Consider the following 23,513-nt stretch of genomic DNA (forward strand, 5'->3'; position numbering starts at 1 on the left):
AGGGTGTCGCAGGGTGTCGCTGGGTGACCGTCGCCAGGCGACAGGGGGTGTCTAGTCCTGTCGCCTGGTGTCCACCCCGGCGTCTAGTCCTGTCGCCAGGTGTCTAGTCGGTGTCGCCTTCTAGACTTTGCTGCGGCGACGGCGTATAAGACGCGATACCCGTCACAGAGAAATTCATTTCGCCTGTTCAGGCGCGGTGTCCAGGCTTGTCGCCTGGTGTCTACCGCGCTGTCGCTGGTGTCCACCGTGGTGTCGCCTGCTGTCGCCCGAGCGGTTCGGCGGTGTGGCCGCGCTGTCGCCAGGCGGTGAATCCGATGCCCGGATAGGACTCCGGTGGGCGCCCGATCGGCAGGCCGCTGGACGGTGCTGTCCAGTCGGGCGCACAGCTGTCTAGGGCTTGTCGCGCGGCTGTCCACGGTCGTTTTTCCGCGCGGTCCGCTGGTTTGCTGCCGGGGGTCCGCCGACGACCAGCCGTAGCGGTGGCTGCGCCTGCGGACCAACGAGCGGGTTCGCCAGCAGTCTGTCCAGATCATCGAGACGGGCGACCGTACCGGACAGGTCCAGCCCCTTGGCGGCTTCCCGGATGATGTCTTTCACCCGCTCGCCTCGGCAGTAGTAGACCAGCCCGTGACACCCGGCGACCGAGGCCGCGCGGTGGGCCGCCGCGACCGACGCCCTTGCCGTGGCGTGCGCGGTCTTCGGAGACAACTCGACTTCCACCGCCCACCAGCGGCCCTCCGCGTCGATATAGCGGCCGTCGTGGATGTGCGGACGCGCGGTCCCGAGCTTGGTCGGGCCGACTTCGTGACGTAGCGTCCGCTCCGAAATCCATCGCTCGGAATCCAACCCGACAAGCGCCAACCGAACCCGCAACACCGTGGTCACGTGATCGAGCATCTTCGGCGTAGGCACCCAATGCCGAGCGGTGAACCCGAGGAACCCCTCGGCGGTCGTGGCGGTCGGGACCACCCACGCCGGACCGGGCACCGGCTGCAACAACGGCCCGATCATCACCGCTTCACGCCACCGCTGAGCCATCCGATACGCCGAACGCCTACTCACCCCATGCATCTCGGCCACCAAATCCAGCGGCGCCCCGTAATGCTCGGACAGCACCGCCAACGCCGTGAAGTCCCGAGGAGTCAGACGAACGCTCACCGCTCCAACCCCTCATCACGGACAACCGCCAAGGCATTGCTGTACCAGTGATCCCCCAGCGCTGACCGCGACTCCGAGGAAGGCACCCAGCTCATCAATTCCCGCATCCGCGACTCCGGGCCGCTTCGGTCCTGGTCCGCGCCCCACCAACCCTGATCGCCCGCTTCCGTCGCCGCAGGCACGCGCGCGGGTTCCTGCACGGCCCGCTCGATATCGATTCCCTCGCTGGCCCGCACCTGACCGTTGTTCTGCGGGCACTCGACTTCCCGCGCGGCCATCGCCGCGTCGAGTTCCCGGCTGTAGGCCAGGTATATCGCGTCGGCATCGCGGCGCGCCTGGATGCGCTCGGCCTTGTCGGGGTGCGCGGCCAACCACTTCCGTTCGACCGAGCCCGCGGCTTCACGGCGCGGCCCCCCGATGTCTTCGGCTCCCGCGAACGGGTCGAACTCCCCGCCTTGGCCGAGCGCAGCCCCGGCCGGTTCGAACAGTTCCTCGGCCTTGTGCTCGGGAAACATGGCCTCCAGCACCCGGCACGAATGCCCACGCGGCAAGCCTTGGAGGTCTCCGGACAGCCACTTATAGAACATCGCCTTACTCGGAGCTGTGCCGACCAGCTCAGGCTCCGACACGGCAGCGACACGATCGTAGGCGCGCTTGAACTCGGAATGGCTTTGCAAATGCTGCTCGCGCAGAAGCGATTTCAACACCGTGCCCTGCCCCATGTTGCGTGCCATCACGCCACCGCCCCAGCGGCGGCGAACTTCGCCGACTTCTGCACCAACCCGAACACGCAGCCGCACCCGGTCACACTGGCCATCCAGGGCGCACCGCCGCAGACCTCGCAGACCTCCCACTCCGCCGACTCGTGAGTCACGATGCAATCGGCGTTCTCACACTCGGTGTGCTCGCACCAGATGCACACCCCAGCGAAACTTGTCCGCGACGGGCGCAGCTGCGGTGCCGACTGCGGGAACAACTCGGCCACCGACACCCCCACCAACGCGGCCACCGCATACCGGTGACGCGGGTACGGAGTACGGCCGGTCTGAATCCACCGCTCAACGGTCTTCGGATCGACCTGCAACTTCTCTGCGACACGTTCGGGGGTGAAACCCGCCTTCAGCACCGCTTCACGCAACCTGAGATTCGTCCTTACACTGGACATGCTTCTTGGACTCCTATCCAAAAGAGGCGAAGACCGAAGCGGGCTGGAACCCGCCTTCGGCACCGGGCTCTCTCGTCGCTCGAACGGCGAGGGAGCCCTTTCTGTTGTCCCCAACATCTACAACTTTACTAGACCGTACTAGTACGGTCAAGGTTTGACGCCGGGAAATGGTCGTCGGACCTCGCATATAAGCTGGTCCCGTGGCCGAGGAACTGACAGATGCCGACAACGCTCGTCCGGTGTATCTCCGGATCGCGGACGCACTTCGTCAGCGCTACACACCGGGCGGTCAGCTCCCCTCCACTCCGAAACTCGCGGAGGAGTGGGGTGTAGCCCGCGAAACGATCCGCGCCGCGATCGACGTGCTTCGGACCGACGAACTCGTCACGTCATCACCCGGCCGAGGCGTCTTCTACGCTGCCGACCGCGCGCCTGCCGATCCGGCGAACGACATCGGCCAAGTTGTCGCCCGACTCGATGAGGTGCTGAACAGGTTGGACAGCATAGAAAACAGGCTGTCACTGCTGGAGAGCGAACCTCGCAAAGCATCTGACTGACAACAACATTGACACGTTTGTCGGTGGTCCTCGCGGCGAATCAACTTGTCTGATGTTCATGTCTACGAGCAAACACCGACAACATGTTCCGTCGCGACGCCGCGCGCGTCACGTCTCATGCTTCGCTGTGCGGTCTCGTGTCGACGCTGTTCCCTCTGTGTGCCGTCTTGCGACTACGCTCGATCACAAGCCGATATCCAGGGGGAGCCGTTGCCGATAACCGCCGTCCGCCTTAAAGCGCTACTACGCGAACGTCACTGGCAGAAGTACGCGACTTTCTGCCGCGAGTACGACCGCGTTGCGGCGCTGATCGACACCGACCTGATCGGCACTGCCCCGAGCCGCGGGCAGCTGCACCGTTGGCTGTCCGGCGAACTCAAAGGACTCCCATACCCTGACCACTGCCGTGTGCTCGAGGGCATGTTTCCGGGCTGGTCGGCCGATCGCCTCTTCGAGGTCACCGACGACGGGCTGGCCATCCCGAGCGACACCTTCGGCGTAGACGAACTCGTCCGTGCGGTCAGCAGCGCCATGCACACCCCGGACGCGAGCCGCGCCGGATGGGCGCCGGGCGAGTCCAGAGGAGACGGCGCCATCCTGCTCGACGGTGCGATATCTGCTTCCGGCCAGGACATCCCAGACTCCAAACGGCGAATCGCAAAACGGCTCATCTCTCTCGCGCGAGTCCTTCGACTCGATGACACCGAGACAGCGCGTATTGCCAGCCTCGCAGGTCAGGTGGTCGAACTCGAGATGCATGTCGAGATCTCCATCGACCGCGACGGCCTCGGCCGAGTCACCTACCGTCACGAACTCTTCAACATGAGCAACGATCCTGTCAGCCGGATACCCCGCGAAGTCTGGTTCGAGCACACGCCGAAACCGCTCACCATCACCCCGATTTCAGTCGGCACTCACCGAGCGCTGATCCAGCGAATCCACGACACACCGGGCCTGGCTAAATTCGCCTGCCAGATCGCCCCCGCGATCCAACCTGGCGAAACAGGAACCGTCAGCTACGAGTGCACCGGCGGCCAGTTCATCAGCGACCACTATTGGCGGCAGGGCGCTGCACGGTACACACGGCACCTGACGATCACACTGCACCATCAAGCGGTCGGCCGACTACTCTCCTACTCAGCACAGGAAGAACAGGTGAACGGCGCAGAAAAGTCGGTCTCTGAAAACCTCTTCTGGGACAACGACGGCGACGACGTATCAGTGACCCTGACACGCGACTACCTACGGCCTGGACAGTCCGTAACCCTTCGGTGGGATGTCGAACACATCGAACGGAATCACGCGCAGTACGACACCGAAAAGGAAAACGAGTGAGTACTTCCCCCGACGGCCGTCTGATCCCTCGCGCCGAGATTGCCACCGACGACGGCATTCCGCCAATCCTGTTCGCATACGGCACGCTTCAAATCGCGGCAGTACTCGAAACTTTGATCGGGCGCATCCCACCGACCACGCCCACAAATCTGCCTGGATGGCGAGCGGTTCGACTCCACGGAAAGCCTTATCCCGGCCTAGTTCGCGATACCTCACACGCAGCACCCGGATTGCTCTTGACCGACCTCACCAACGAGGAATGGTCACTACTCGACAGATTCGAGGACACCATCTACAGCCTCGAACGCGTAACGACCGCCGACAGAACCGACGCATGGGCATACGCCTGGCCGAATGACTTCGAAGACGCCGATTGGCTGCTGAACGAATTCGAGCGGAACGAACTGCCCAGCTACATCACGCGGTGCTCTGCATGGCTGGAACGAGACCGAAACCGCCGCTGACACTTTCCGGCGACCAGCGGCTGTTTCTGGTGTGGGGCGCGTGCGCCCCTTCGGGCAGGCCCCTGGCCTGCCCGCTAAGCCTGCACCTTTCCGCGTAGAGGCTCACGGGTCAAGGGTGGCCGCAGGCCATCGGCGCAGCCGACGCCGCAGGCGCCCTTGAGGCGTGAGGGACGCGGGAACACAATGCAGGCGACCCACACCAGAAACCACGGCCGCAGGCCGTGCACGCGGGTGCCCGCGCCCGCGACCAACCTCGACATTGACGCCTATGCATCAAACGCTTTTGATGCATAGGCGTCAATCCGCGTCGATGCTTATGCATCAAACTCCTTGATGCATAAGCATCAGTCCTGGCGACGGTTCGGCGCATCGGCATCAATTCCGACCCACCACACGCGCACCCCCAGAACCGACACCGCTCCAACTAAACCCACCAGAGTACGCAAGCCGCGGCCCTGAACCGCAGCCGCACCACCTGACGTCACCCCCACTCTCGTATGCCAACGCACCACGCCCGCAAACCCACCGATACCCATCCGACGCAACCCATGTCTTTTATCTCTTTCACTCAACCACTCTCCAACTCGACCACCCCTCATCTTTTGATTTCTGATTGCCCCCACCCCCTCCCACTACGACATCTCAGCACACGTTTCACGCAGTGTGTGTTGAGATGTCGTAGTGGGAGGGGGTGGGGGTGAGCAGAAATCCCGCCCTTAAATCCCCAGTTCATCACCGGTTTCCGATGATCTCGGCTGTGACAAAACCCCGGCAAACAAGCGTCCGCGCTTGTACCGTCGATTGCCGGGAAGATGACAAGGGTTGTGCCGGGGTTTTGACACAACACGAACCGCCCGAAACCGACATTCGACCACCGCTGGCCGGACCTCGTGAACACGAGGGGAGGCCCTTCCTCGGCGGATAGCCTGAGCCCAGATCGACGCTTGTTCAAGGGCGCTCCTGCGTCGCGTCGGCTGCGCCGATAGCCTGCGGCAACCCTTGAGCAACCGCCGCTCCGCGCTCTAGAAGCCTTCGGAGGAACGGCCAGGGGAACAGTCGGGGAAAAGACTAGAACCACCGCCAGACCGCGAACACGTAGTCCTCCAACCGGAATCACCCCTGCGGTTTCCGTAGCTGCTCGGCCCACACCGCCGAGGCGGCGCGATTGCGTCGATCTGCAATCGTGGATACCCCGCCACGCTAGGGCTCAGCTTCAGCGGCCCAGCTATCCATTGGGGGCATAAACGGGGAATTGGTCTGCTTTAGGCGAGATCAGGATTGGTCCGATCTATCCACGAAGTACATGCCCTGGTGCACGCGAAAGGCGGCAAGATGATGGACATGAGCCGAATCGAGTGGACCCGAAGGGGTCCTGACGAAATTGAAGAAGCTGTTTCGATGTTTATTTGCCGCCTCTATCCTAGCGCGTTTCGAGTACGTGCATCGAGAGGCGATGGCGGAATTGATGTTTGCGTCCCGACTGCGCCCAATCATTTCGATATATATCAGGTGAAGAAATTTTCTTCTAATTTGACAAGCTCGCAGAAGAAGCAAGCGGAAGGTTCACACAAGCGGATAGCGAAATACGCTGCGGGCAGAGGATGGGTCATCGATAACTGGTATCTGACACTGCCTCTCGATCCTACGACAGAGAATTTGACCTGGCTCGCGGCGATAGCGAAATCCGGCACATTTCCGTGTGAGTGGCGGGGCTTGTCGCACGTTGATGGCTGGGCTGCACAATTCCCGGAAATTGTGGATTACTATTTCGAAAGCGGCAAGGCGCGTCTAAATGAAGATCTGGCTAGGTTCACTGCAATTTCGGGCGTACCGATGTCAGAGAACTCTCCCGTTAATGTTGGGAATTATGCCAATTTGACACCCTCCGACGTTCTAAACGGAATTACTCAACTGCGCGAGACTTTGAACAGTCGAGACCCGCACTATCTATATGACTTCGCTGTAACCGGTTCTTTGCCAATGAATTATCCTAGTTCACTTCCCGCCACCCTGGCGGTGCGGGCCGTCCAGCAGGTCGGCGAGAGCTACGTAACATTCGATGTTCATGCTCGCTGCGCGGAATCACTAAACGAAAGACCGATCACAGCGCGAATGACACTCATTGTAGAGTCCGGAAGCGAAAACGAAAGGGAATTGAAAGAATACATAAAATTCGGGCGAGTTCCACGGGGCCTGATAACTGTCAGAGACATGGAGGTCGACATGCCTGGCGGATTGGGAAGAGAAAGCGCTGAAGGGAAGATTCGTATACTTGAGCCCGATATGGAGGCTGAAGTATTTGAACGGCGCCTCGAAGTGCTCTCACCAGATGATGAAGTGATTGCATCAATTGAGTTAAAAATGTATCCGCCACTGAAGAGCAGTGATGGCAATGGGGTCTCTAATCGCGGTACGGACAGAAGTGGCGCGTTCGAACTGGAAACCCTGACCGTACTCGAACCTCTCACGCCGATGTCGTTGCGGTTTCATTGTGGATGTATCGAGGGCAAGTTTCCTGATGAAGTCGAGCCAGCGCTCGCCGTAATCGGTGCCCTCCGAGGTGGTAATAGGCTGAGAATGGGTAAGGTACGCGGCCCGAACACCGTTGACATTCAGGAAATTCCATGCGACCTCCTCGATGAGCAGCAGTCAGGGCTAAGTGAGATCTTGCTTCGGTATGTTCGAGCTTTGCTTGTAGTGCAGAAACATTCAGATATCGAGATTAGAATTCCAGAATCTATTGATGATTTCAATATCGAGAAAACACTTCAGGTTGCGCAACTTTTGAAGGGAGATACTCTCCAGTCCAAATGGGCAGAGTTCACAATCGTCGTATCTGCTGATGCACCCGACTTCGAGGAGCCTGGCAGCCCCGTTATCATGTCAGAGCCGTTGACACTAGAGATTGGAGATCATCAAGTAGATCTGGGCGCACAACGAATAATCCTCGAGTCGGCGAATTTGGTCCGCACCGAGATAGACTCAGACGGAGATAAAGTGCTCACTTTCGAGCCTGCACTTGGCAATGAAATAGTGCGGGTGTCTTGGCTCGATCCGACGACGACCGAGAGCCTGAGCGCTTCGGAGGAGTAACCATCCAGCCCTTTCTGGATTGGGGCCAATTTGGGGCCACACGTCATGAACCAGCCTGAACGACCAGCGCATTAGGCAACTCGCGGAGAAGAAGTAGACCGAGTGTGACGTGCGCAATTGGCTTCTCGGGAACGCTGGGGGTCAAGTGGTCGCAGGTTCAAATCCTGTCAGCCCGACAGACAGAAACCCCTTCCCACCAGCACGGGAAGGGGTTTCTTCATTCACCGACCACCCGCAGAGCGGGACCAGAACGGGACCGCAGATGCCCCGACAGCTTGTCACCGGCCCCGGTGATCTCCGAACGATCCGGGTGTAGGTACCGCTCGGTAGTGCGACTCTCGGCGTGTCCGGCGATCTTCTGGAGCACGTGCAGACTGACCCCCGGCATCGGCCATCCAGGTGAGCCCGGTGTGGCGCAGATCGTGACGCCGCAGATGCTCGTACCCGAGTTTCGCCACGACCTCATCCCAGTACGTCGCGTCCCGCAGGACACCGGTCGCGATACGCCCACCCCGGGGTCCGGTGAACAGTCGCGCCTCAGGATCACGTCCGAGCACCGCGAGGCGATCGGAGACCAACTGCCGAACTTCTTCGATCAACGGAACCTCACGCGCCCGGTTGCCTTTGGTGCCCTTGTCCTCCATGCCGCCCGGTGAAGGCGTGGTCTGGCGCCGCACCTTCCATGTCCACGACTCGGTGTCGATGTCCTTGACACGACAGCCGGACACCTCACCGATACGGCACGCCGTACACGCGGCGAAGATCACCACGTCACCCCAGCCCTTGTAGCGACCTGCAGAACGATCCACCAGCGCATCGGCCAAGGTCACCAACGCCGTCCAATTCGGTAACGCCAGCGACCGTGGATCGTCCAGTTCGTCTTCGACCTGTCGATAGAGCTTCTGCCAGCCTCGAACCTGCGCCGGGTTGTTCTCCCGGATCTCGTCGCGCACAGCCTGTTCCATCACCCGGACCAGCACCGCGAGACTGTTCTTCACCGTGGACTTGCCCGCACCTCCGCCGATCCAGCCGACCACCGCCCGGTCCACGGCACCGTTGGTGACCATGGCCACGGGCAGATGCCCCAGCGACGGCACGACCCGCTTTCGCCAACCGGCCTTGTACGGGTCGAGCGTCTTCTTCTCCAAGCCCCGCAGCGCCAGGTCCATGTTCGCGTCGCCGTACTCCGACAGCCGCATCATGGCCGTCTTCGGGTCGATTCCTCGAGCCGCCTTGCGCCGCAACCGCGCGATCCACGCTTCGGCCTCTTCACGAGTCTCGAACGGCTCCGACACCGAGGGGCGTTTCTTGGTGCCCGGTTCGGTCCAGCGCACCCGAGCCTTGAACGGCCGACGACCGTAATCCGCGCGCTCCTCCATGTCCACCGAAAGGCGCAGGCCCACAGGAATATTCGGGTCCATCTGCATCACGCCACCAGACGACCCGGATCAGTGCGCGACTCACGAAGCCACCTCTCGATGTCCTCCGCCGCGTACTTCACCACCCGAGGCGACACCCGAACGAAAGCCGGACCAGTCGGCGGGTTAGCCGTACGCCACCGCCGCAGGCTCGACGGATCGATACCCAACAGCAACGCCAACTCCGCCGTGGAATACAGCTTGCCGTCCACCAGACGCGCATCCATGATCACCACCACCTACGCCGCTTCCGGAATGGTCGAATTCTGTTGTGTAGCAACAATTTCACGTGAAACCAGCAGGCCCGGCGGTCCGGCCGCGAGTAGCGCGCGGTCGTATTCGGCGCGCCAGCCGCGCTCGACGCACGCGCGCGCCGCCTCTGGGCCGACCACGACGAGCACGTGCGCGATCTCGACCGCCGCGACCTGGAACTGGTCCTCGAGGCGATCGCCGATATCGACCACGACGCCACCCCGACCGCGCGGCGACTCGCGCGCGTCGCTGCCGCCCTGTCGGTTCCCGCGGTCTCCCAATGCCTGCACGCCACCGCCGCGAGCGAATACGCCGACGCCGCCGAAGCCCTGTAGGCCAACAACATCACCGGGGTCGCTGCCTGGACGGGCCGCTGCGCGCGACCCCGGTGATGTTGCTGGCCTACAGCGCGTTCCTGCGCGGTGACAGCGAACTGACCTCGGTCGCGACATCGGTCGCGCTGCACGCCGACCCCGGCGAAATCACCGCACGGCTGATCTACGCAGCCCTCGACAACCCTCTGCTGGCCGGTTCACTGGACATCAACGTGCGTTTCGGTGCCGCCGCCGCGACCGACCTCGGCGTCACCATCGACCACACCAGCACCGACTGAACCACTGCGCTGTCCGCCGACCCGCGACCGGCCCCGGGCGCGCTGTCACGCCACCGCACCAGCGATCCACTCAAGCCTCACCGCAGCCGGGGCGACCTCACCGGCACCGCCCAGTCACAGACCACCACCCGAGCACCCGAGCACCCACCCGACCCGATCGACTCCCGTACCGGGCGCTCGTGCCTCCCCGCCTCCGCCTCGCCCCGGCGGGCGACATCGACCGAGAAAGGTGATCCGTTCCGTGCCCATGTCCATCATTGCCGGCCCCGCCGTACCGCATGGCACCCGCCGCGCCCGCCGCTCGCTCATTTCGCTTGGTGCGGTGGATTTCTCGCTCGCGGCAGGCCCGGACCCGCCCGGCTACGACCACTACCTCCTGTCGCTGTCGAGCGGTAAGGACAGCCAAGCGATGGCAGACGTCCTGGTCGAGCAGTTCCACCACCTCGGCCTGCTGGACCGGGTCACCACCGTCCACGCCGACATGGGCCGCGTCGACTGACCCGAAACATCGGCTCGCGCGAGAACACGCCGAGCACTACGGGCTGCGCCACGAGGTGGTAGCCCGAACCGGCGGCGATCTGCTCGAACGCGTCACCGAACGCCGAATGTGGCCATCTCCCCGAAAACGTTGGTGCATAGTTGACTGCACCAAGGCCTCCGATACAAAAGAGTTGATGTGGCAGATGATCGGCGTGATTCGGTCTCGAATAGTTCGGAGACGATTCAGCGCGCGGTGCACAATGACACCGCGATCGGCTAAAGAGCCCGAGCCAACGCTTGGGTCAGCGCGACCGGGGTGATGTCGAGGCGCTCGAAACGCCAGCCCTCGGCGGTACGACGCGCCTGATATCGATGTATTCCGGCCGCGACGGCCTCGGACTCGGCATCGATGACGAACACCGCGACATCGTGCGCGCGTACCGTCGCACGATCACCGTCGATCTCGATGACGATGTTGGACTTGCTGTGCAGAGTGCGCTCGTAGGCGTCGTGCCCTTTGCGTGCAAGCGCCACGAGCGCGTCGATCCCTTGCGCGTGCCCGCGTAGGGAGGTGACCACGACATCGTCGGTGAAAAGCCGGTCGGTATCGGCGAAACCCTCGTCGATCCACAGGCTATGGCGGGCGACCAACTCGGCCAGTTCGGCACGGTCGGCGAGGTCGCGCATTCGGGATTCGATTCCGGTCATATCAATCTCCCCAATCGGTTAGCGACTCTAACGTTAGAGTTACTAACAATTTAGATCGTTAGTGACACCAACGCAAGCGCGGTACTCTTCGGCTATGGAAACCGGCGAGGACCTGCGATTCGACTGCGGCGAGCGGACCCCGACGCGACTCAAGAAGCAACTCTCCCGCCTCACCACGATGACCGCCGCCCAGATGGGACGCGTTTCCCGCGACGCCCTACGAGCAGTCGGCGCCCGCCGGGACCACTTCGTCGTGTTGACCGCGCTTGCCGAGCTCGGCCCCGCCAGCCAGGCAGCCCTGTCCGACCGAACCAGCGTCTACAAAAGCGACCTGGTATCGGTCCTCAACGACCTCGAAGAGGGCGGATGGGTATGCCGAGCACCCGATCCCTCCGACGGACGACGCAACGTCATCACGATCACAGACTCCGGCCGCCACCGCCTCACCGAACTCGACCATGTCCTCGACGAGGTCAACCACCACATCATGGCGCCGCTCGACCACGACGAACGCGCGCAACTGTTCACCCTTCTCAACCGCATCAACACCTACCTCGCCACCACTACCGGTGACGCCGCCCCACCGAGTCGGCGGGAACCCAAGCAGGACTCCGAAGCGAGTCCTGCTTCGCACCAACCACCGTAGTTACAGTCAACGCGCCGAGGTACCGCCAGTCCGCGTCGCTTCGTGCAAACCGAGGACAAGGCCAATCGGCCAATTTCGGCCGATTTATGGAACCGCACGTCCGCGCGCCGACTCGATTGGCGCAGAGAAGCACAAGCGATTTCAAGCGCTCCCCGGCGCGGCGGGTGATCACGATGCTGGTCGCGGAATCCCGCGCCGCCGGGATCGTCGACCGCCCGATCAAGGTCTTGCACGCGGTGGGTCATAGTGCCCAGGAATCGCGGGACAGGAGCAGAAGGCCCGCGTTCGTGCACGAGCCCGGCCGGACGTGTCCGTGCCCGCGGTGTGCCGCCGCCCGCCGCGCCGGGAATCCTCCCAAGGCGGTGTCTCGAACTCGCAGCGGATCGTGGACACCTGGCATATCGGTATCGCCCACATCGCTGACGTAGGTGGAGATCAGGTTGGTTCTGCGTGGATTGCCGTACACATCGGACTCGGGTCGGCCGACTCTCGAGTTCGTTCGAAGGGTCGCGGCCCCCCGATCGGATCGGTCGATGATCTCCCAGCCCGCAGATGCACAGAACTGGTCGAGCGCACCGACGCTCCAGTCCCAACCCGGGTCCACGGCCAGACGTGCGATCCGGACCGCGCCTTGAATATCGACCTGCACGTAACGAACGCTACTTTCCTCGTGAGTTGGTCGTGACGGCTGCCCACGCAGTCGCAGTCTGCTGTCGAAGCGGCCGCAGTGGGGCACAGCACCGTCAGCGCCAACTGGCCGCATATCCGGCGGCCACCCGGTTCTCGTGTTCGGACGCGCCGAGATCGGGTGGGCGCGGCACCGAGATCTGCACCACCAATTGCTGGTTCACTCGGCGTTCGGGTCGCGGCGCTACAGACACCGCAGGCATCGCGGCGGGTAGTGTCCACAGGGGCTTCACAGCACCGTTGGTGACCATGGATACCGGCAGATGCCCCAGCGACGGCACGACCCGCTTGCGCCAACCGGCCTTGTACGGATCAAGCGTCTTCTTCTCCAGACCGCGCAACGCCAGGTCCATATTCGCGGCGCCGTACTCCGACAGCCGCATCATGGCCGTCTTCGGGTTGATCCCTCGAGCCGCCTTGCGCTGCAACCGCGCTATCCACACCTCGGCCTCTTCACGAGTCTCGAACGGCTCCGACACCGAGGGGCGTTTCTTGGTACCCGGCTCGGTCCAGCGCACCCGAGCCTTGAACGACCGCAGTCCGAGACCGTCGGCGGAGCGGACGCGCCGTTGTTGTCGCATCGGACATGTGCGTCTGTGGCCGGATGGCCATATGCACACATGGCGCGTTCCCACCGTAACTACTATCAAAATGACTGCCTCACAATAGGTTACGTCACCTGTCCAGGCGTCGAGGCGGGTCCGCCGCCCCCCGAGGTGACATCACCGGATCCGGCGGATCATCGGCCACCGCAGTGCCACAACAACTTTCACCGGAACCCCCGGCCGGCTACTCGACGCGGGCAACAGCGAAAGCAGTCCCACGTATTGACAGCGCAGAGCGACCCAAATACGGTGCCTCCCAGAGATTTCAGCTGAAGCGAAAATTGCGACCGACCTTTACGACCGACCTTTACCATTACAGCCCACAACCTGCCAGTTAACGCATTGCGCAGCAATGTGATATCAGTACAGGCCGATTGCCAGGATACTCCTTGAGTCGACATTCACCGACGGAATCGGTGACCCACTCCTCCACACCGCCCGCCGTCCACCCCGGGCGTTCCATACGATTCGCGCCATCGCCGAGGCACAGCACGCGACGCGGTACGTCCCTTCGTCCGATGAAGCAGGAGAACAGGGCCGAATCGTGCTGTCCCGGGTAGTCGGCAAGGACGCGCGAGCCGTGCGGCGATGGCGCACGCCGCGTGCCAGAAGCGTCAGGACACGAGTGCTCGCCATCGCGTTGGTGCCCTGCGCCGCGATGCTCGGCTCCGGCGCGATCACGGTGTGGATCCTCACCAACGAGGCTCGAGCGACCCATGGTTGGTCGGTGTACCTCGACAAACAGGTCGACCCACTCGCGACATTCGTGACGGCCGTCCAGCAAGAGCGACTGAACAGTCTGTTCGCCATGAACGGCGACCAGCAGGCGATCGCGGGCTTGGATGCCCAGCGCGCGGCGACCGACGCGTCGCTGGCCGCGCTCGGCGCGATGGGCGTGGCGATGCTGGAACTCAACCCACAGGCCGTCGCACGATCCACCCCCGAGTTCGTCCAACTGGCGGCCAAGACGCCGGTCATCCGGCGATCCGTCGACATCGGCCAGGCCGACCCCCAAGCGGTCGACGATTTCTATCGGACGCTCGCCGGAACAGTCGGCCCCGGCCTCGAGGATCTGGCGCGCTTCACACCCGACGCACCCACCGCCGCCGAGGAGATGACAGCGGCAGCCATGGTGGAAGTCGCCGAACTGCACGCCAGAGCCGCCGCCACCGCGGCGGCCGCGACCATGGCGGGCACACCACTACGCCCCGATGAGCGGCGAGTCATCATCGAACTCGTCGGAGCGTACCGACATCAACTGGCCGCGGTGCGCGTGCGTCTGACCGACGACGGGCGCGCGCGACTGGATCGCCTCACGCGAAGCGCCAACTGGCACACCGCGACGACCGCGGAAGACACGCTGGCCGAACGCGGGGTCATTTCCGTCCCCAACGCCGAATGGCTCGCCGCCGAACGTGCGGTCGACAACGAGCTGATCGGCCTCTTCCGTGACCACGCGCTCTACGCGAACACCATGGCCACCGCGGCCGCCGAGCGTTCCCTCGAACGTACGATCTGGGCGGGTATCGGCGTCGCTGTCACCGCTATCGGCGCATTCGTGCTGGCGCTATTGCTGGCCAACCGCCTCGTCGGCCGTCTTCGATCATTGCGCGCCAGAACGCTGGAACTGGCCAACGAGACATTGCCGTCGATCATCGAACGCCTACACGACGGACAGGTGGTCGACGTCGTCGCTGAGACCGCGATCCTCGACAGCACCGACGACGAGATCGGCGAGGTCGCCGCGGCGTTCAGCACGGCCCAGCGAACCGCGATGACCGCCGCCGCGTCCGAGGCCCGCACACGTGAAGGCTTCAACAAGGTCTTCCTCGACATCGCGCACCGCAGCCAGGTCGTCGTTCGACGACAACTGGACATCCTCGACGTCGCCGAAGCCCAACAGGACAACCCGGAGCACCTCGAATTGCTGTTCCAACTGGATCACCTGGCCACCCGTGCCCGCCGCAACGCGGAGAACCTGCTCATCCTCGGCGGTGGCCAACCCGGACGTCGATGGCGTGACCCGGTCGCACTAGAACAGGTCGTCCGCAGCGCGGTGTCGGAAACCCACGACCTGTCGAGGGTGAGCGCCATCCGCCTACCGCACGCCGAGGTACTCGGCGCCGTCGTGGCCGACCTCATCCACCTGCTCGCCGAACTGATCGACAACGCCGTACTGTTCTCGCCGCCGCAGTCCTTGGTCTCCATCTACGGCAGTGTGGTCGGCCGCGGCGTTGTGGTCGAGGTCGAGGATCAAGGTCTCGGCATCCGATTCGAGGAACGCGAGCGCCTCAACGAACTCCTGCGGGAGCCGCAGGAGTTCCAGGAGCTGGCACTGGCCGGACGACGCCACCTCGGACTGTTCGTGGTCAGCAGGCTCGCCCGTCAACATGCCATCTCGGTCAACCTCCAGGAATCCGCCTACGGCGGCACCAAGGCGGTGGTGTTGATCCCGTCGGCCCAGCTGGCGGTGGGCTCCGTTGGCCCGCAAGACGATTGGGATGCGGCGCCGCGGGTTCGAACGCGCGGTGCGCTCGAACCGACGATGCCGAGACCGCCCGAACAGACGCCCCACCTATCCGGACGCATCCCGCCGGAACTACCGCAATGGCCCGCCGACGAGCACGCGGGCACCGACGGCACGGCGCCGCCGCTGTCCGCGCAGATCGCGGCCGGACCGCGGCAGGGGCAGCGCGCGCCGCTCCCCCGCCGGAACAAGCTGACTCATCTCGCACCCGAGCTGCGCGACGAGGACGGGCCGTCGACGCTCGAATGGGAGCCTCCTGACCAGCGCAGGCCCGCGGCCGAGGTCCAGCGGTCGATGCGGTCCTTCCAGATGGGCACCCGCCGGGCACGCACCTCACCTCCCGATCCCAACCAACCATCGATGGACGGCCACGACGCATGAACGATGAAGCAGCAAACCCGGTCCGCGACACTCTCGATTGGCTCGTCGACAGTCTGATCGAACGCACCCCACGGTCCGAGCACGCGGTGATCCTGTCCGCGGACGGCTTGCCCCTGGCCCGCTCGCGGTCGCTGCTGCGCGAGGACGCCGAACATCTGTCCGCCATGGCCTCCGCCGTGCACAGTCTGGCCCGCGGGGTGGGTCACAGGTTCGGCAAGGGCATCACCCGGCAGATCGTCATCGAACTCGATGACGGCTACCTCGTGGTCACCGAAGCCGGGCAAGGCACCTGCCTGGCGCTGCTCGCGACCATCGACGCCGACCTCGGCCTCATCGCCTACGAGATGAACGTGATGGTCGGCCAAGTCCGCGATCAACTCACCGCCGTGCCTCGCACGCCGTCGGGTGCGCTGCGCGTCCCACTGAAGCCGTGAGCATCCACCGGGAGCACGGCTGGGAGGTCAGCGACGACCCGGGTCCACTGGTCCGCCCGTTCGCGGTCACCCGCGGCCGGGCGGGCCACGATCTGCACAAACTCGACATCCTCACCCTTGTCGTCGCGGTTCGAACCGAACACGAGGCGGCCACGCTCGACCGGGAATACACCGAGATCGTCCGGCTGTGCCAAGGCAGGCCGCTGTCGATCGCCGAGCTGGCCGCCCATCTCAATCTCCTGCTCGCGGCGGTCAAAGTCCTCGTGAGCGACCTCATTCGCTCCGGTCATGTCATCTTCCGGTCTCCGACGCTGCCCACCGGCAGCGCCGAACCGGCACTCCTCCAGGCGGTACTCGATGGTATTCGCAGAATCTGACCTCGCCGGCAGATCTCGGCTCGGCGCGGTCAACGCCGTGAAACTCTTGATCGCGGGTGGATTCGGAGTCGGCAAAACCACTCTCGTCACCACGGTCAGTGAGATAACTCCCCTGCGCACCGAGGAACGCCTGTCAGCACTCGGGACGGCGATCGATGACACCACCGGTGTCGAGACCAAGACCACGACGACGGTGGCTCTCGATTTCGGTCGCATCACACTGAGTCCGCAGCTGGTCCTCTACTTGTTCGGCACACCGGGGCAGGACCGGTTCTGGTTCATGTGGAAAGAGCTGTCCATCGGCGCGCTCGGCGCGATCGTCATCGCCGACACCAGGCGCCTGGACGACAGCTTTCCCGCGATCGACTATTTCGAGTCACGCGGAATACCTTTCATCGTCGCGGTCAATTGCTTCGACGACGCCGACATATACGACGAACACGAGATCCGCGGCGCGCTCGACCTTTCGGACGGCGTCTCGATCAGACTCTGTGACGTACGAGATCGCGAATCCGCCAAACATGTCCTGATCCATCTGATCGAGCACATCATGACAACCGTCGGCGTGGTACCGGCACCGAGCCGAGGGCATTGACCCGAGAACATGACCGACGTCCCCGTTCGTCTAGTGGTCGACCGCGCCGCGTGCGCGGGCCACGGAATGTGTTACGGAATCGCCCCGTCCCTCGTCGAACCCGACGAACAAGGCGACCCGGTCGTACTCATCGACCCCATCTCCCCGGCGCAATGGGACGACGCCCATACCGCGGTCTCCGTCTGCCCCGAGCGCGCACTGTCACTCGTACCTGCTTCATCATCCATCGACCCCGAGGAATCATCGCGATGACCACCGCAGCCGAAGTACCGCCCGAACTCGTCGTCGACTTCGATGTCTACGACAGCTCGATGGCATTCCCGATCGACAACGTTCAGCAGCACGCCGCCGAACTCGCCGCCAAGGGTCCGGTCGTCTACTCCACCGCGCACGGCGGCCACTGGATCGTGACCGGATACCAGGAAGTCCACGAGGTCCTGCGCGACCACGAAACCTTCTCCAGCTATCCGAACAATCTGGTGACCACCACGGCGGGTTTCGGTAAGTTCATTCCGATCGAGCTCGATCCGCCGGAGCACACCGGTTATCGGCTCGCACTGCAACCGCTGTTCAACCCGACCCGCATGAAAGCACTCGAGGACGACATCCGAAAGGTCGTCGACGAACTCATCGACGGATTCGCGGAAAAAGGCGAGGCGGAGTTCATCGCCGAATTCGCCCACGAACTTCCCACCCGCGTATTCCTGGCCCTGATGGACTGGCCGATCGAAGACGCGCCCCTGTTCACCGACGCGACCGATATCGTACTCACCGGTATTCCCGGAGCCAGTGCCGAGGAATCCGACCGAGCCCGTGGCGAGGCCGCGGTGAAGATGCTCGGCTACTTCCAGAACATGATCAATGCGCGGCGGCAGAACCCCGGCACCGACATCACCTCGCAACTCATCCACGCCGAGTACCAACTCGACGGTGGTGCGCGCACACTGTCCGACGACGAACTCAACCGCATGTTCTTCCTGTTGCTCATCGCCGGTCTGCACACGGTGCAGGGTTCATTGGCCTGGAGTGTCGTCCATCTGGCGAACAACCCCGATCGGCGCCAGGAGATCATCGCCGACGACAGTGTGATCCCCACTGCCGTCGAAGAGATCCTGCGCATCGAAGCCGCCGTCGTACCCGGCCGAAGGGCAACGCGGGCAACGGAACTCGGTGGTGTGCGGATCGCGGAGGGCGATCAGCTGATCCTGCTGCTGTGTGCGGCGAACCGTGACCCGGCGGAATTCGAGAACCCGAGCGAACTCGATCTCTACCGACTGCCCAACCGCCACCTCTCCTTCGGCGCGGGCGCACACCGCTGCATCGGGTCACACCTCGCACGCATCGAACTCAAAATCGCACTCGAGGAACTGCACCGACGCATACCGGACTACAGCTTGGTCGAAGCCGACCCGCCGGTCATGCATTTCAGTCAGGTTCGAGGCTGCACCCGACTGCCGATCACCTTCACCCCCCGGCACTGACCGAGCCCGGCGCTCGTGCCCTTCAGGTTCCACTTGCCATACTGGTGGTGGACTCGGATGAGGAGGCAGATGTGAAGCGACGTCAGTTCTTCAAGCAACTGCCCTCGGACCAGGAACAGCCGCATCCCTCACCGCCAGCCCTGCTGCTGCCAGCGACCGTTTCCCTGGCGCGACGAACAGCACGAAGCATTGCCGACCACTGCCTGCCGCGACAAACTCTCGAACACCCGGCCGTACTGGGCAATCTCCCGTGGCTGGGTGATGGTCAGTTCCGCAGTGATCGCCTCGACCAGGACCATACGGTTGTCGTAGAGGATCAACTGTTGCATTCGGTGAGTACTTCCCGTCTCGGTGGGACAGTGAGGCCGGACAGCAGAGGTGACGCGGACTCACACACCCGTGGTCGGCAGCGTCAACGATGCATGCCGGCCGCTGAATGGCTGCTGAGAATTGCGCTCGAATGCGCATCGGTCAGGGCCGCGGCAGCACCGACCGTCATCGCGATCGAACCCCCGAACAGCGCGCCGCCGACGATGTCGGTCAGCCAGTGCAAGCCCAGATACAGACGACTTCCCCCTACCGAGGCGACCACCGCGACGGTGATAACGGTGGCATATGCGCGTCGAGCGCACGACGTTCGCCACCCCGAGGACAACAGCATGACGAGCACGGCGACCGCCGTGGTCCCGGTCACGTGTCCGGACGGGTAGGACGCGTCACCCACCACAGCCATACGCATCTCCAACGGCGGGCGCGCGACACCGAAAGCCTGTTTGATACAAGGGATTCCGATAGATGCGACCGCGACGGCGGTCGGAAGCAGCACCAACGGCACGAGACTGAGCCGACGCCACGACAGCAAGGTGGCGACGGCAAGGCTGATCACCGCCAACCCGGCGGGATCGGCGCAGGTTGTTATCACCGACACCGCCCTCGACGCGTCCGGCGACCGATGAGTGACAAACCAGCTACTGGCGGCGGTGTCGAGTCGTGCTACCGAAGGTATTGTTCGTGCCGCGACACCCACTGCCAGGAACACAGCGGCCGAGCCCACCGCGCGTGCTGCGCGAACGGCGGCGAGTTCCACTGAGGTGCCGGTACCGACGTGACGCGCCGCCAGCGGGGCCGTCAGCGTGATCGCGACCGCGACACCGGCCAGGACCAGCGCCGCGTTCACCCCCACTCAATCCGCGACGGGCCGCTGCGGCGCACCGATATCGGTCCGGGTGTGTCACCGAGCCCGCTCACCTGCCGTCTCGCAGTCGGTAGCCGACGCCGCGAACGGTTTCTATGCTCGCGGCGTCGAAGGGTATGTCGATCTTGCGGCGCAGGTAACCGACGTAGACCTCGACGATGTTGTCGTCGCCCTCGTAGTTGCTGTCCCACACCGCCCGCAGAATCTCGGCTTTGGTGACGACATCTCCTTTGTGTCGCATCAGGAACTCCAGCAGTCCGTACTCGCGAGGTGTCAATTCCAGTTGTCGCTCGGCGCGGGTGACCCGGCGCCGCGCCGGATCCAAGGACAAGTCCCCGGCAGCGAGAACGACCGGGCGTTCCGGCGCCCCGCGCCGGAGCAGAGCGCGCAAGCGGGCGACCAGGATCACGAAAGAGAACGGTTTGGTCAGGTAGTCGTCGGCTCCGAGATCGAACGCGTCGGCTTGGTCGTACTCGCCGTCCTTCGCCGAGAGCATCAGTACCGGCGTCCACACGCGGGCCGCACGCAGTTCGCGCACGATCTGATAGCCGTGTTTGCCCGGCAGCATGATGTCGAGCACGATTACGTCGTAGTGGCCGGTGACGGCGAGGTGGAAGCCTTCGTCACCGTCGTTGGCGACCTCCACGACGAATCCTTCGGCGACCAACCCACGTCGCAACGTTTCGGCCAAACGCACCTCGTCATCGACCACCAGTACCCGCATCGGCCTGCCCTTTCGTCGACAACGACGTCATCGGATCTCATTCCTACCCGTCTGTTCACCGGTAGTAGGCAACCTCCTCAGCGTTCTCACAGCGCGTCGCCACCACACTCACGGTCGTGTCGCATTCGTGGGAAACCATCGTCGAGGTGATCACCGAGGTGCACACCGAAGTCGCCACCGCGGAGATCGCGTTGTGGACCCTGGGCGTGTCCGCCGCGCTGGTGGTTGGCTCGGTCCTGATCCCACGGGCGCGCCAGTGGCGCGACGACGATTCGGTGCGCCTGCGGTGGTCGAGCGTTCGTGTCGCGGCGATGGCCGCCGCGCTGGTGATACTCGGTGTGCAGGTCTCGGCATCGGGATGGCTGACCGGCGCGGATGTCGCCACCTACGACTGGTTTCTCACCCATCGTGATCCGACGCTGACAGTCGCGGCCAAGGGGTTGACGACCGTCGGCGGGCCGCTCGGCGTCTCGGCAGTGACAGCGCTGGCGGCGCTCGTGCTCGGGTGGCGACGCCGTGGTTTCGTCGCGGCTTCGGCTGTCCTCGGCATTGTCACAGTGGCGTTCACCGCGAGCAGCCTGACCAAGCTGGCCGTGGCCCGTGAGCGCCCACCACAGGTCGCGCGACTGGTCCCGGAGGACAACTATTCGTTCCCTTCCGGCCACGTTACCGCTATCACCGCGCTGGCCGGCGCTCTGCTGCTGGTCTATGCGCTCGGACGGCCGACGCGGGCGCGGATCGCGGTAGCTGTCACTCTCGCGGTCACCGTGGTGACGACGGTCGGGGCGACTCGCCTCTACCTGGGAGTTCACTGGCTCACCGATGTCGTCGGTGGCGTCATCCTCGGCGTCACGGTGGTCTGCGCGGCAATGGTGCCACTCTGCTGGTCCACTTCCACACGAGCGCGACTGACAGGTACTCCCCCGCCGACTCCGATCTCCGTAGCAAACCATGGGAGTGATGCCGAGGCGGTGTCGACGAGACCCATTCCGGCCGCATCAGCCTATGCCCGGCGCACCAGGCCAGGACCCTCCCGACGAGCCGCGACTCGACGACAGTTGCCTGTGTATATATGCCACCCAGTGGGAATCCGATCCTCTCGTGCCGGGTGATACCCGACTCGGTTCATGACCGTGACCACTATGTAGGCGACGTGCCCATTAGCCTGGAAAGCGCCCAGTCGGCCGTGATGTCCGTGCACACCATCACATCCCTGCCCGGAAAGGTCTCGTGTGTCGAGGAAGTGGTTGCCGCCCGCGCCGTCGCAATGGGGTCTTCGTGTCCGATCGGCGCTGCTGGTTGTGGTGATCCTGACCATCGCGCTCGGAGCGGCCACCCTTGCGTTGACCCTCGTGCTGTACAGGTCGCTGGTATCGGCCTCCGACGACCTGGCGACCGCGCGGCTGCGCCAGATCGCCTACCAACTCCAGCTCGATGCCCCCGACGACCTCGACAACGGTGGACTCGTGCCGGACAGCCAGATCACCGCGATCCAGATCTTGGACGCCAACGCAGCGGTGGTGGCTTCATCGCCCGGTAGCCCGGCACGGCCGATGGTCACCGAACTCCCGGCGCCCGACTCGGTGCGACACGGCCTACGGCCCGAAGTCGGCTGCATCGATGACGTCCGGATCTCCACCCTCACCACCACCAGTCCCCTGTCGGGAACCCATACCGTTGTCGTCGCGCTCGACCAGGAAGAACTCGAGAACACGATCGAACTCGTCGCGGTCCTCGTCGGCATCGGGGCGCCGTTCATAGTCGCTCTTGCCGCCGCATCGACCTACGCCCTGGTCAGCCGGTCACTGGGCTCGGTCGAACGCATTCGAACCCGAGTAGCGGCCATATCGATCGCCGACCTCACCGATCGAGTGCCGGTACCGCGACAACGCGATGAGATCGCCGCCCTGGCGCACACCATGAACGACATGCTCACCCGCATCCAGAACGGTCACGATGCCCAGAGACGCTTCGTCGGCGACGCCTCGCACGAATTGCGGTCCCCGCTGACCACGATCACCGCCGCTCTCGAACTCGGCCACGCCCGACCCGAACTACTCGACGCCGACCTCATCGCCGAAACGCTGCTCCCCGAAGCCGAACGCATGCGCCGACTCACCCAGGACCTACTGTTGTTGGCCCGCGCCGACGAGCACGACCTGCGAATACACCCGGTCGACACCGACCTCGACGATATCCTCACCACCGAAATCCGACGGCTACGCGGGCACACCACACTTACGGTCACCACCGCGGTCCAGCCGGTGCGTATCAGCGGCGACCCCGATCAGATCCAGAGAGTCGTACTCAACCTTCTCGACAACGCTGCTCGATACGCCGACAGTACTGTCGAGGTGAGACTCGCCCGCGACGACGGCACCGCACGCCTCGAGATCGGCGACGACGGCCCGGGAATACCCGACGATGAACGCGAACGAGTCTTCGACCGCTTCTACCGGATCCAGCACGACCGCAGTCGCCACACCGGCGGAACCGGACTCGGTCTGGCCATCGTCGCCGAGATCGTGACCGCCCATCACGGCAGCGTTCACATCGAACGATCTTCCGCCGGCGGCGCCTTGGTCGTCATCGAACTACCCGCATCGGAATGACACGGC

General features: G+C 63.9%; 26 protein-coding genes. 16 read left to right on the forward strand and 10 right to left on the reverse strand.

The window, feature by feature from the left end; all coding sequences use genetic code 11:
- Positions 1-390 precede the first annotated feature (390 nt).
- From IT779_RS10250 to IT779_RS10260, 3 genes are read right to left on the reverse strand one after another with little or no spacing between them, the layout of a single operon-like run.
- The gene (locus IT779_RS10250) at positions 391-1,158 is read right to left on the reverse strand and encodes a hypothetical protein (RefSeq protein WP_196148989.1); all 768 of its coding nucleotides are present in this window, start codon (positions 1,156-1,158) and stop codon (positions 391-393) included.
- Complete coding sequence (locus IT779_RS10255; RefSeq protein ID WP_196148990.1) at positions 1,155-1,892, reverse strand: hypothetical protein; 738 nt, start codon at positions 1,890-1,892, stop codon at positions 1,155-1,157. Before IT779_RS10255 ends, IT779_RS10250 begins: the two co-directional genes overlap by 4 nt.
- On the reverse strand, positions 1,892-2,323 hold the full coding sequence (locus IT779_RS10260; RefSeq protein WP_196148991.1) for a helix-turn-helix domain-containing protein: 432 nt from the start codon (positions 2,321-2,323) through the stop codon (positions 1,892-1,894). The genes IT779_RS10255 and IT779_RS10260 overlap by 1 nt, the downstream gene beginning before the upstream one ends.
- A 200-nt stretch (positions 2,324-2,523) precedes the next feature.
- On the opposite strand from IT779_RS10260, the gene IT779_RS10265 reads away from it, so the two are divergent.
- The 4 genes from IT779_RS10265 to IT779_RS10280 all read left to right on the forward strand — a co-directional run bounded on the left by IT779_RS10265 (position 2,524) and on the right by IT779_RS10280 (position 7,772).
- Positions 2,524-2,880 carry a winged helix-turn-helix domain-containing protein gene (locus IT779_RS10265; RefSeq protein ID WP_332838735.1) on the forward strand — a complete coding sequence of 119 codons (357 nt, stop codon included), beginning with the start codon at positions 2,524-2,526 and terminating at the stop codon, positions 2,878-2,880.
- A 210-nt stretch (positions 2,881-3,090) separates the two neighbouring features.
- Positions 3,091-4,215 carry a hypothetical protein gene (locus tag IT779_RS10270; protein WP_196148992.1) on the forward strand — a complete coding sequence of 375 codons (1,125 nt, stop codon included), beginning with the start codon at positions 3,091-3,093 and terminating at the stop codon, positions 4,213-4,215.
- A complete protein-coding gene (locus IT779_RS10275; RefSeq protein ID WP_196148993.1) occupies positions 4,212-4,679 on the forward strand; it encodes a gamma-glutamylcyclotransferase family protein in 468 nt (155 codons plus the stop codon). The genes IT779_RS10270 and IT779_RS10275 overlap by 4 nt, the downstream gene beginning before the upstream one ends.
- Before the next feature lie 1,341 nt (positions 4,680-6,020).
- On the forward strand, positions 6,021-7,772 hold the full coding sequence (locus IT779_RS10280; protein WP_196148994.1) for a hypothetical protein: 1,752 nt from the start codon (positions 6,021-6,023) through the stop codon (positions 7,770-7,772).
- Between the two features lie 278 nt (positions 7,773-8,050).
- Here the strand turns inward: IT779_RS10280 and IT779_RS10285 are convergent, their stop codons facing one another.
- The gene (locus IT779_RS10285) at positions 8,051-9,199 is read right to left on the reverse strand and encodes a site-specific integrase (RefSeq protein ID WP_232541589.1); all 1,149 of its coding nucleotides are present in this window, start codon (positions 9,197-9,199) and stop codon (positions 8,051-8,053) included.
- On the reverse strand, positions 9,199-9,429 hold the full coding sequence (locus IT779_RS10290; protein ID WP_332838736.1) for a helix-turn-helix transcriptional regulator: 231 nt from the start codon (positions 9,427-9,429) through the stop codon (positions 9,199-9,201). The genes IT779_RS10285 and IT779_RS10290 overlap by 1 nt, the downstream gene beginning before the upstream one ends.
- 162 nt (positions 9,430-9,591) lie before the next feature.
- On the opposite strand from IT779_RS10290, the gene IT779_RS10300 reads away from it, so the two are divergent.
- The 3 genes from IT779_RS10300 to IT779_RS10310 all read left to right on the forward strand — a co-directional run bounded on the left by IT779_RS10300 (position 9,592) and on the right by IT779_RS10310 (position 10,554).
- Positions 9,592-9,777, forward strand: coding sequence for a hypothetical protein (locus tag IT779_RS10300; RefSeq protein ID WP_196148996.1), 186 nt, complete (start codon positions 9,592-9,594; stop codon positions 9,775-9,777).
- Positions 9,723-10,055, forward strand: coding sequence for a DUF4192 family protein (locus tag IT779_RS10305; RefSeq protein WP_408637743.1), 333 nt, complete (start codon positions 9,723-9,725; stop codon positions 10,053-10,055). The genes IT779_RS10300 and IT779_RS10305 overlap by 55 nt, the downstream gene beginning before the upstream one ends.
- Positions 10,056-10,296: 241 nt before the next feature.
- On the forward strand, positions 10,297-10,554 hold the full coding sequence (locus tag IT779_RS10310) for a hypothetical protein (protein ID WP_232541590.1): 258 nt from the start codon (positions 10,297-10,299) through the stop codon (positions 10,552-10,554).
- A gap of 257 nt (positions 10,555-10,811) precedes the next feature.
- Here the strand turns inward: IT779_RS10310 and IT779_RS10315 are convergent, their stop codons facing one another.
- Positions 10,812-11,243: a nuclear transport factor 2 family protein gene (locus tag IT779_RS10315; RefSeq protein WP_196148999.1), complete on the reverse strand. Its 432-nt coding sequence runs from the start codon at positions 11,241-11,243 to the stop codon at positions 10,812-10,814.
- A gap of 94 nt (positions 11,244-11,337) precedes the next feature.
- Here IT779_RS10315 and IT779_RS10320 point away from each other — a divergent pair, with 94 nt between their 5' ends.
- On the forward strand, positions 11,338-11,889 hold the full coding sequence (locus IT779_RS10320; RefSeq protein ID WP_196149000.1) for a MarR family winged helix-turn-helix transcriptional regulator: 552 nt from the start codon (positions 11,338-11,340) through the stop codon (positions 11,887-11,889).
- 743 nt (positions 11,890-12,632) lie between these two features.
- Here the strand turns inward: IT779_RS10320 and IT779_RS37625 are convergent.
- On the reverse strand, positions 12,633-13,157 hold the full coding sequence (locus IT779_RS37625; RefSeq protein ID WP_196149001.1) for a hypothetical protein: 525 nt from the start codon (positions 13,155-13,157) through the stop codon (positions 12,633-12,635).
- A 568-nt stretch (positions 13,158-13,725) separates the two neighbouring features.
- Between IT779_RS37625 and IT779_RS10330 the strand changes: the two genes are divergently transcribed.
- Genes IT779_RS10330 through IT779_RS10355 form a run of 6 tightly spaced genes read left to right on the forward strand, consistent with a single transcriptional unit; the run spans position 13,726 to position 18,976 of the window.
- Positions 13,726-16,089: a sensor histidine kinase gene (locus IT779_RS10330; protein ID WP_196149002.1), complete on the forward strand. Its 2,364-nt coding sequence runs from the start codon at positions 13,726-13,728 to the stop codon at positions 16,087-16,089.
- Positions 16,086-16,523, forward strand: coding sequence for a roadblock/LC7 domain-containing protein (locus IT779_RS10335; protein WP_196149003.1), 438 nt, complete (start codon positions 16,086-16,088; stop codon positions 16,521-16,523). Before IT779_RS10330 ends, IT779_RS10335 begins: the two co-directional genes overlap by 4 nt.
- Positions 16,520-16,900, forward strand: a complete 381-nt coding sequence (locus tag IT779_RS10340; protein ID WP_196149004.1) for a DUF742 domain-containing protein — start codon at positions 16,520-16,522, stop codon at positions 16,898-16,900. Before IT779_RS10335 ends, IT779_RS10340 begins: the two co-directional genes overlap by 4 nt.
- Positions 16,881-17,495 carry a GTP-binding protein gene (locus IT779_RS10345; RefSeq protein ID WP_196149005.1) on the forward strand — a complete coding sequence of 205 codons (615 nt, stop codon included), beginning with the start codon at positions 16,881-16,883 and terminating at the stop codon, positions 17,493-17,495. Before IT779_RS10340 ends, IT779_RS10345 begins: the two co-directional genes overlap by 20 nt.
- A 9-nt stretch (positions 17,496-17,504) precedes the next feature.
- Positions 17,505-17,747 carry a ferredoxin gene (locus IT779_RS10350; protein ID WP_196149006.1) on the forward strand — a complete coding sequence of 81 codons (243 nt, stop codon included), beginning with the start codon at positions 17,505-17,507 and terminating at the stop codon, positions 17,745-17,747.
- A complete protein-coding gene (locus IT779_RS10355) occupies positions 17,744-18,976 on the forward strand; it encodes a cytochrome P450 (protein ID WP_196149007.1) in 1,233 nt (410 codons plus the stop codon). Before IT779_RS10350 ends, IT779_RS10355 begins: the two co-directional genes overlap by 4 nt.
- Positions 18,977-19,104: 128 nt before the next feature.
- Here IT779_RS10355 and IT779_RS10360 read toward each other — a convergent pair whose 3' ends face one another.
- The 3 genes from IT779_RS10360 to IT779_RS10370 all read right to left on the reverse strand — a co-directional run bounded on the left by IT779_RS10360 (position 19,105) and on the right by IT779_RS10370 (position 20,895).
- On the reverse strand, positions 19,105-19,305 hold the full coding sequence (locus IT779_RS10360) for a hypothetical protein (protein WP_196149008.1): 201 nt from the start codon (positions 19,303-19,305) through the stop codon (positions 19,105-19,107).
- A gap of 83 nt (positions 19,306-19,388) precedes the next feature.
- Positions 19,389-20,153 (reverse strand): phosphatase PAP2 family protein, encoded by a 765-nt coding sequence (locus IT779_RS38740; protein WP_196149009.1) that lies wholly within the window; start codon positions 20,151-20,153, stop codon positions 19,389-19,391.
- A 67-nt stretch (positions 20,154-20,220) separates the two neighbouring features.
- Positions 20,221-20,895 carry a response regulator transcription factor gene (locus IT779_RS10370; protein WP_196149010.1) on the reverse strand — a complete coding sequence of 225 codons (675 nt, stop codon included), beginning with the start codon at positions 20,893-20,895 and terminating at the stop codon, positions 20,221-20,223.
- Between the two features lie 116 nt (positions 20,896-21,011).
- Between IT779_RS10370 and IT779_RS10375 the strand changes: the two genes are divergently transcribed.
- Together IT779_RS10375 and IT779_RS10380 are read left to right on the forward strand one after the other, a co-directional pair.
- Positions 21,012-22,007: a phosphatase PAP2 family protein gene (locus IT779_RS10375; protein ID WP_196149011.1), complete on the forward strand. Its 996-nt coding sequence runs from the start codon at positions 21,012-21,014 to the stop codon at positions 22,005-22,007.
- Positions 22,008-22,127: 120 nt separating this feature from the next.
- Positions 22,128-23,507, forward strand: coding sequence for a sensor histidine kinase (locus tag IT779_RS10380; RefSeq protein WP_196149012.1), 1,380 nt, complete (start codon positions 22,128-22,130; stop codon positions 23,505-23,507).
- The last annotated feature ends 6 nt before the right edge of the window (positions 23,508-23,513 follow it).

The sequence above is a fragment of the Nocardia bovistercoris genome, assembly GCF_015674855.1.
GTDB classification, from domain to species: Bacteria; Actinomycetota; Actinomycetes; order Mycobacteriales; family Mycobacteriaceae; genus Nocardia; species Nocardia bovistercoris.

Bases quoted from the DNA above. Each gene is read 5' to 3' on its own strand.
- IT779_RS10255 (WP_196148990.1), bottom strand. From the start codon at position 1,892: ATGGCACGCAACATGGGGCAGGGCACGGTGTTGAAATCGCTTCTGCGC.
- IT779_RS10260 (WP_196148991.1), bottom strand. From the start codon at position 2,323: ATGTCCAGTGTAAGGACGAATCTCAGGTTGCGTGAAGCGGTGCTGAAG.
- IT779_RS10280 (WP_196148994.1), top strand. From the start codon at position 6,021: ATGAGCCGAATCGAGTGGACCCGAAGGGGTCCTGACGAAATTGAAGAA.
- IT779_RS10285 (WP_232541589.1), bottom strand. From the start codon at position 9,199: ATGCAGATGGACCCGAATATTCCTGTGGGCCTGCGCCTTTCGGTGGAC.
- IT779_RS10305 (WP_408637743.1), top strand. From the start codon at position 9,723: ATGCCTGCACGCCACCGCCGCGAGCGAATACGCCGACGCCGCCGAAGC.
- IT779_RS10315 (WP_196148999.1), bottom strand. From the start codon at position 11,243: ATGACCGGAATCGAATCCCGAATGCGCGACCTCGCCGACCGTGCCGAA.
- IT779_RS10320 (WP_196149000.1), top strand. From the start codon at position 11,338: ATGGAAACCGGCGAGGACCTGCGATTCGACTGCGGCGAGCGGACCCCG.
- IT779_RS37625 (WP_196149001.1), bottom strand. From the start codon at position 13,157: ATGCGACAACAACGGCGCGTCCGCTCCGCCGACGGTCTCGGACTGCGG.
- IT779_RS10335 (WP_196149003.1), top strand. From the start codon at position 16,086: ATGAACGATGAAGCAGCAAACCCGGTCCGCGACACTCTCGATTGGCTC.
- IT779_RS10345 (WP_196149005.1), top strand. From the start codon at position 16,881: ATGGTATTCGCAGAATCTGACCTCGCCGGCAGATCTCGGCTCGGCGCG.
- IT779_RS10350 (WP_196149006.1), top strand. From the start codon at position 17,505: ATGACCGACGTCCCCGTTCGTCTAGTGGTCGACCGCGCCGCGTGCGCG.
- IT779_RS10355 (WP_196149007.1), top strand. From the start codon at position 17,744: ATGACCACCGCAGCCGAAGTACCGCCCGAACTCGTCGTCGACTTCGAT.
- IT779_RS10360 (WP_196149008.1), bottom strand. From the start codon at position 19,305: ATGCAACAGTTGATCCTCTACGACAACCGTATGGTCCTGGTCGAGGCG.
- IT779_RS10370 (WP_196149010.1), bottom strand. From the start codon at position 20,895: ATGCGGGTACTGGTGGTCGATGACGAGGTGCGTTTGGCCGAAACGTTG.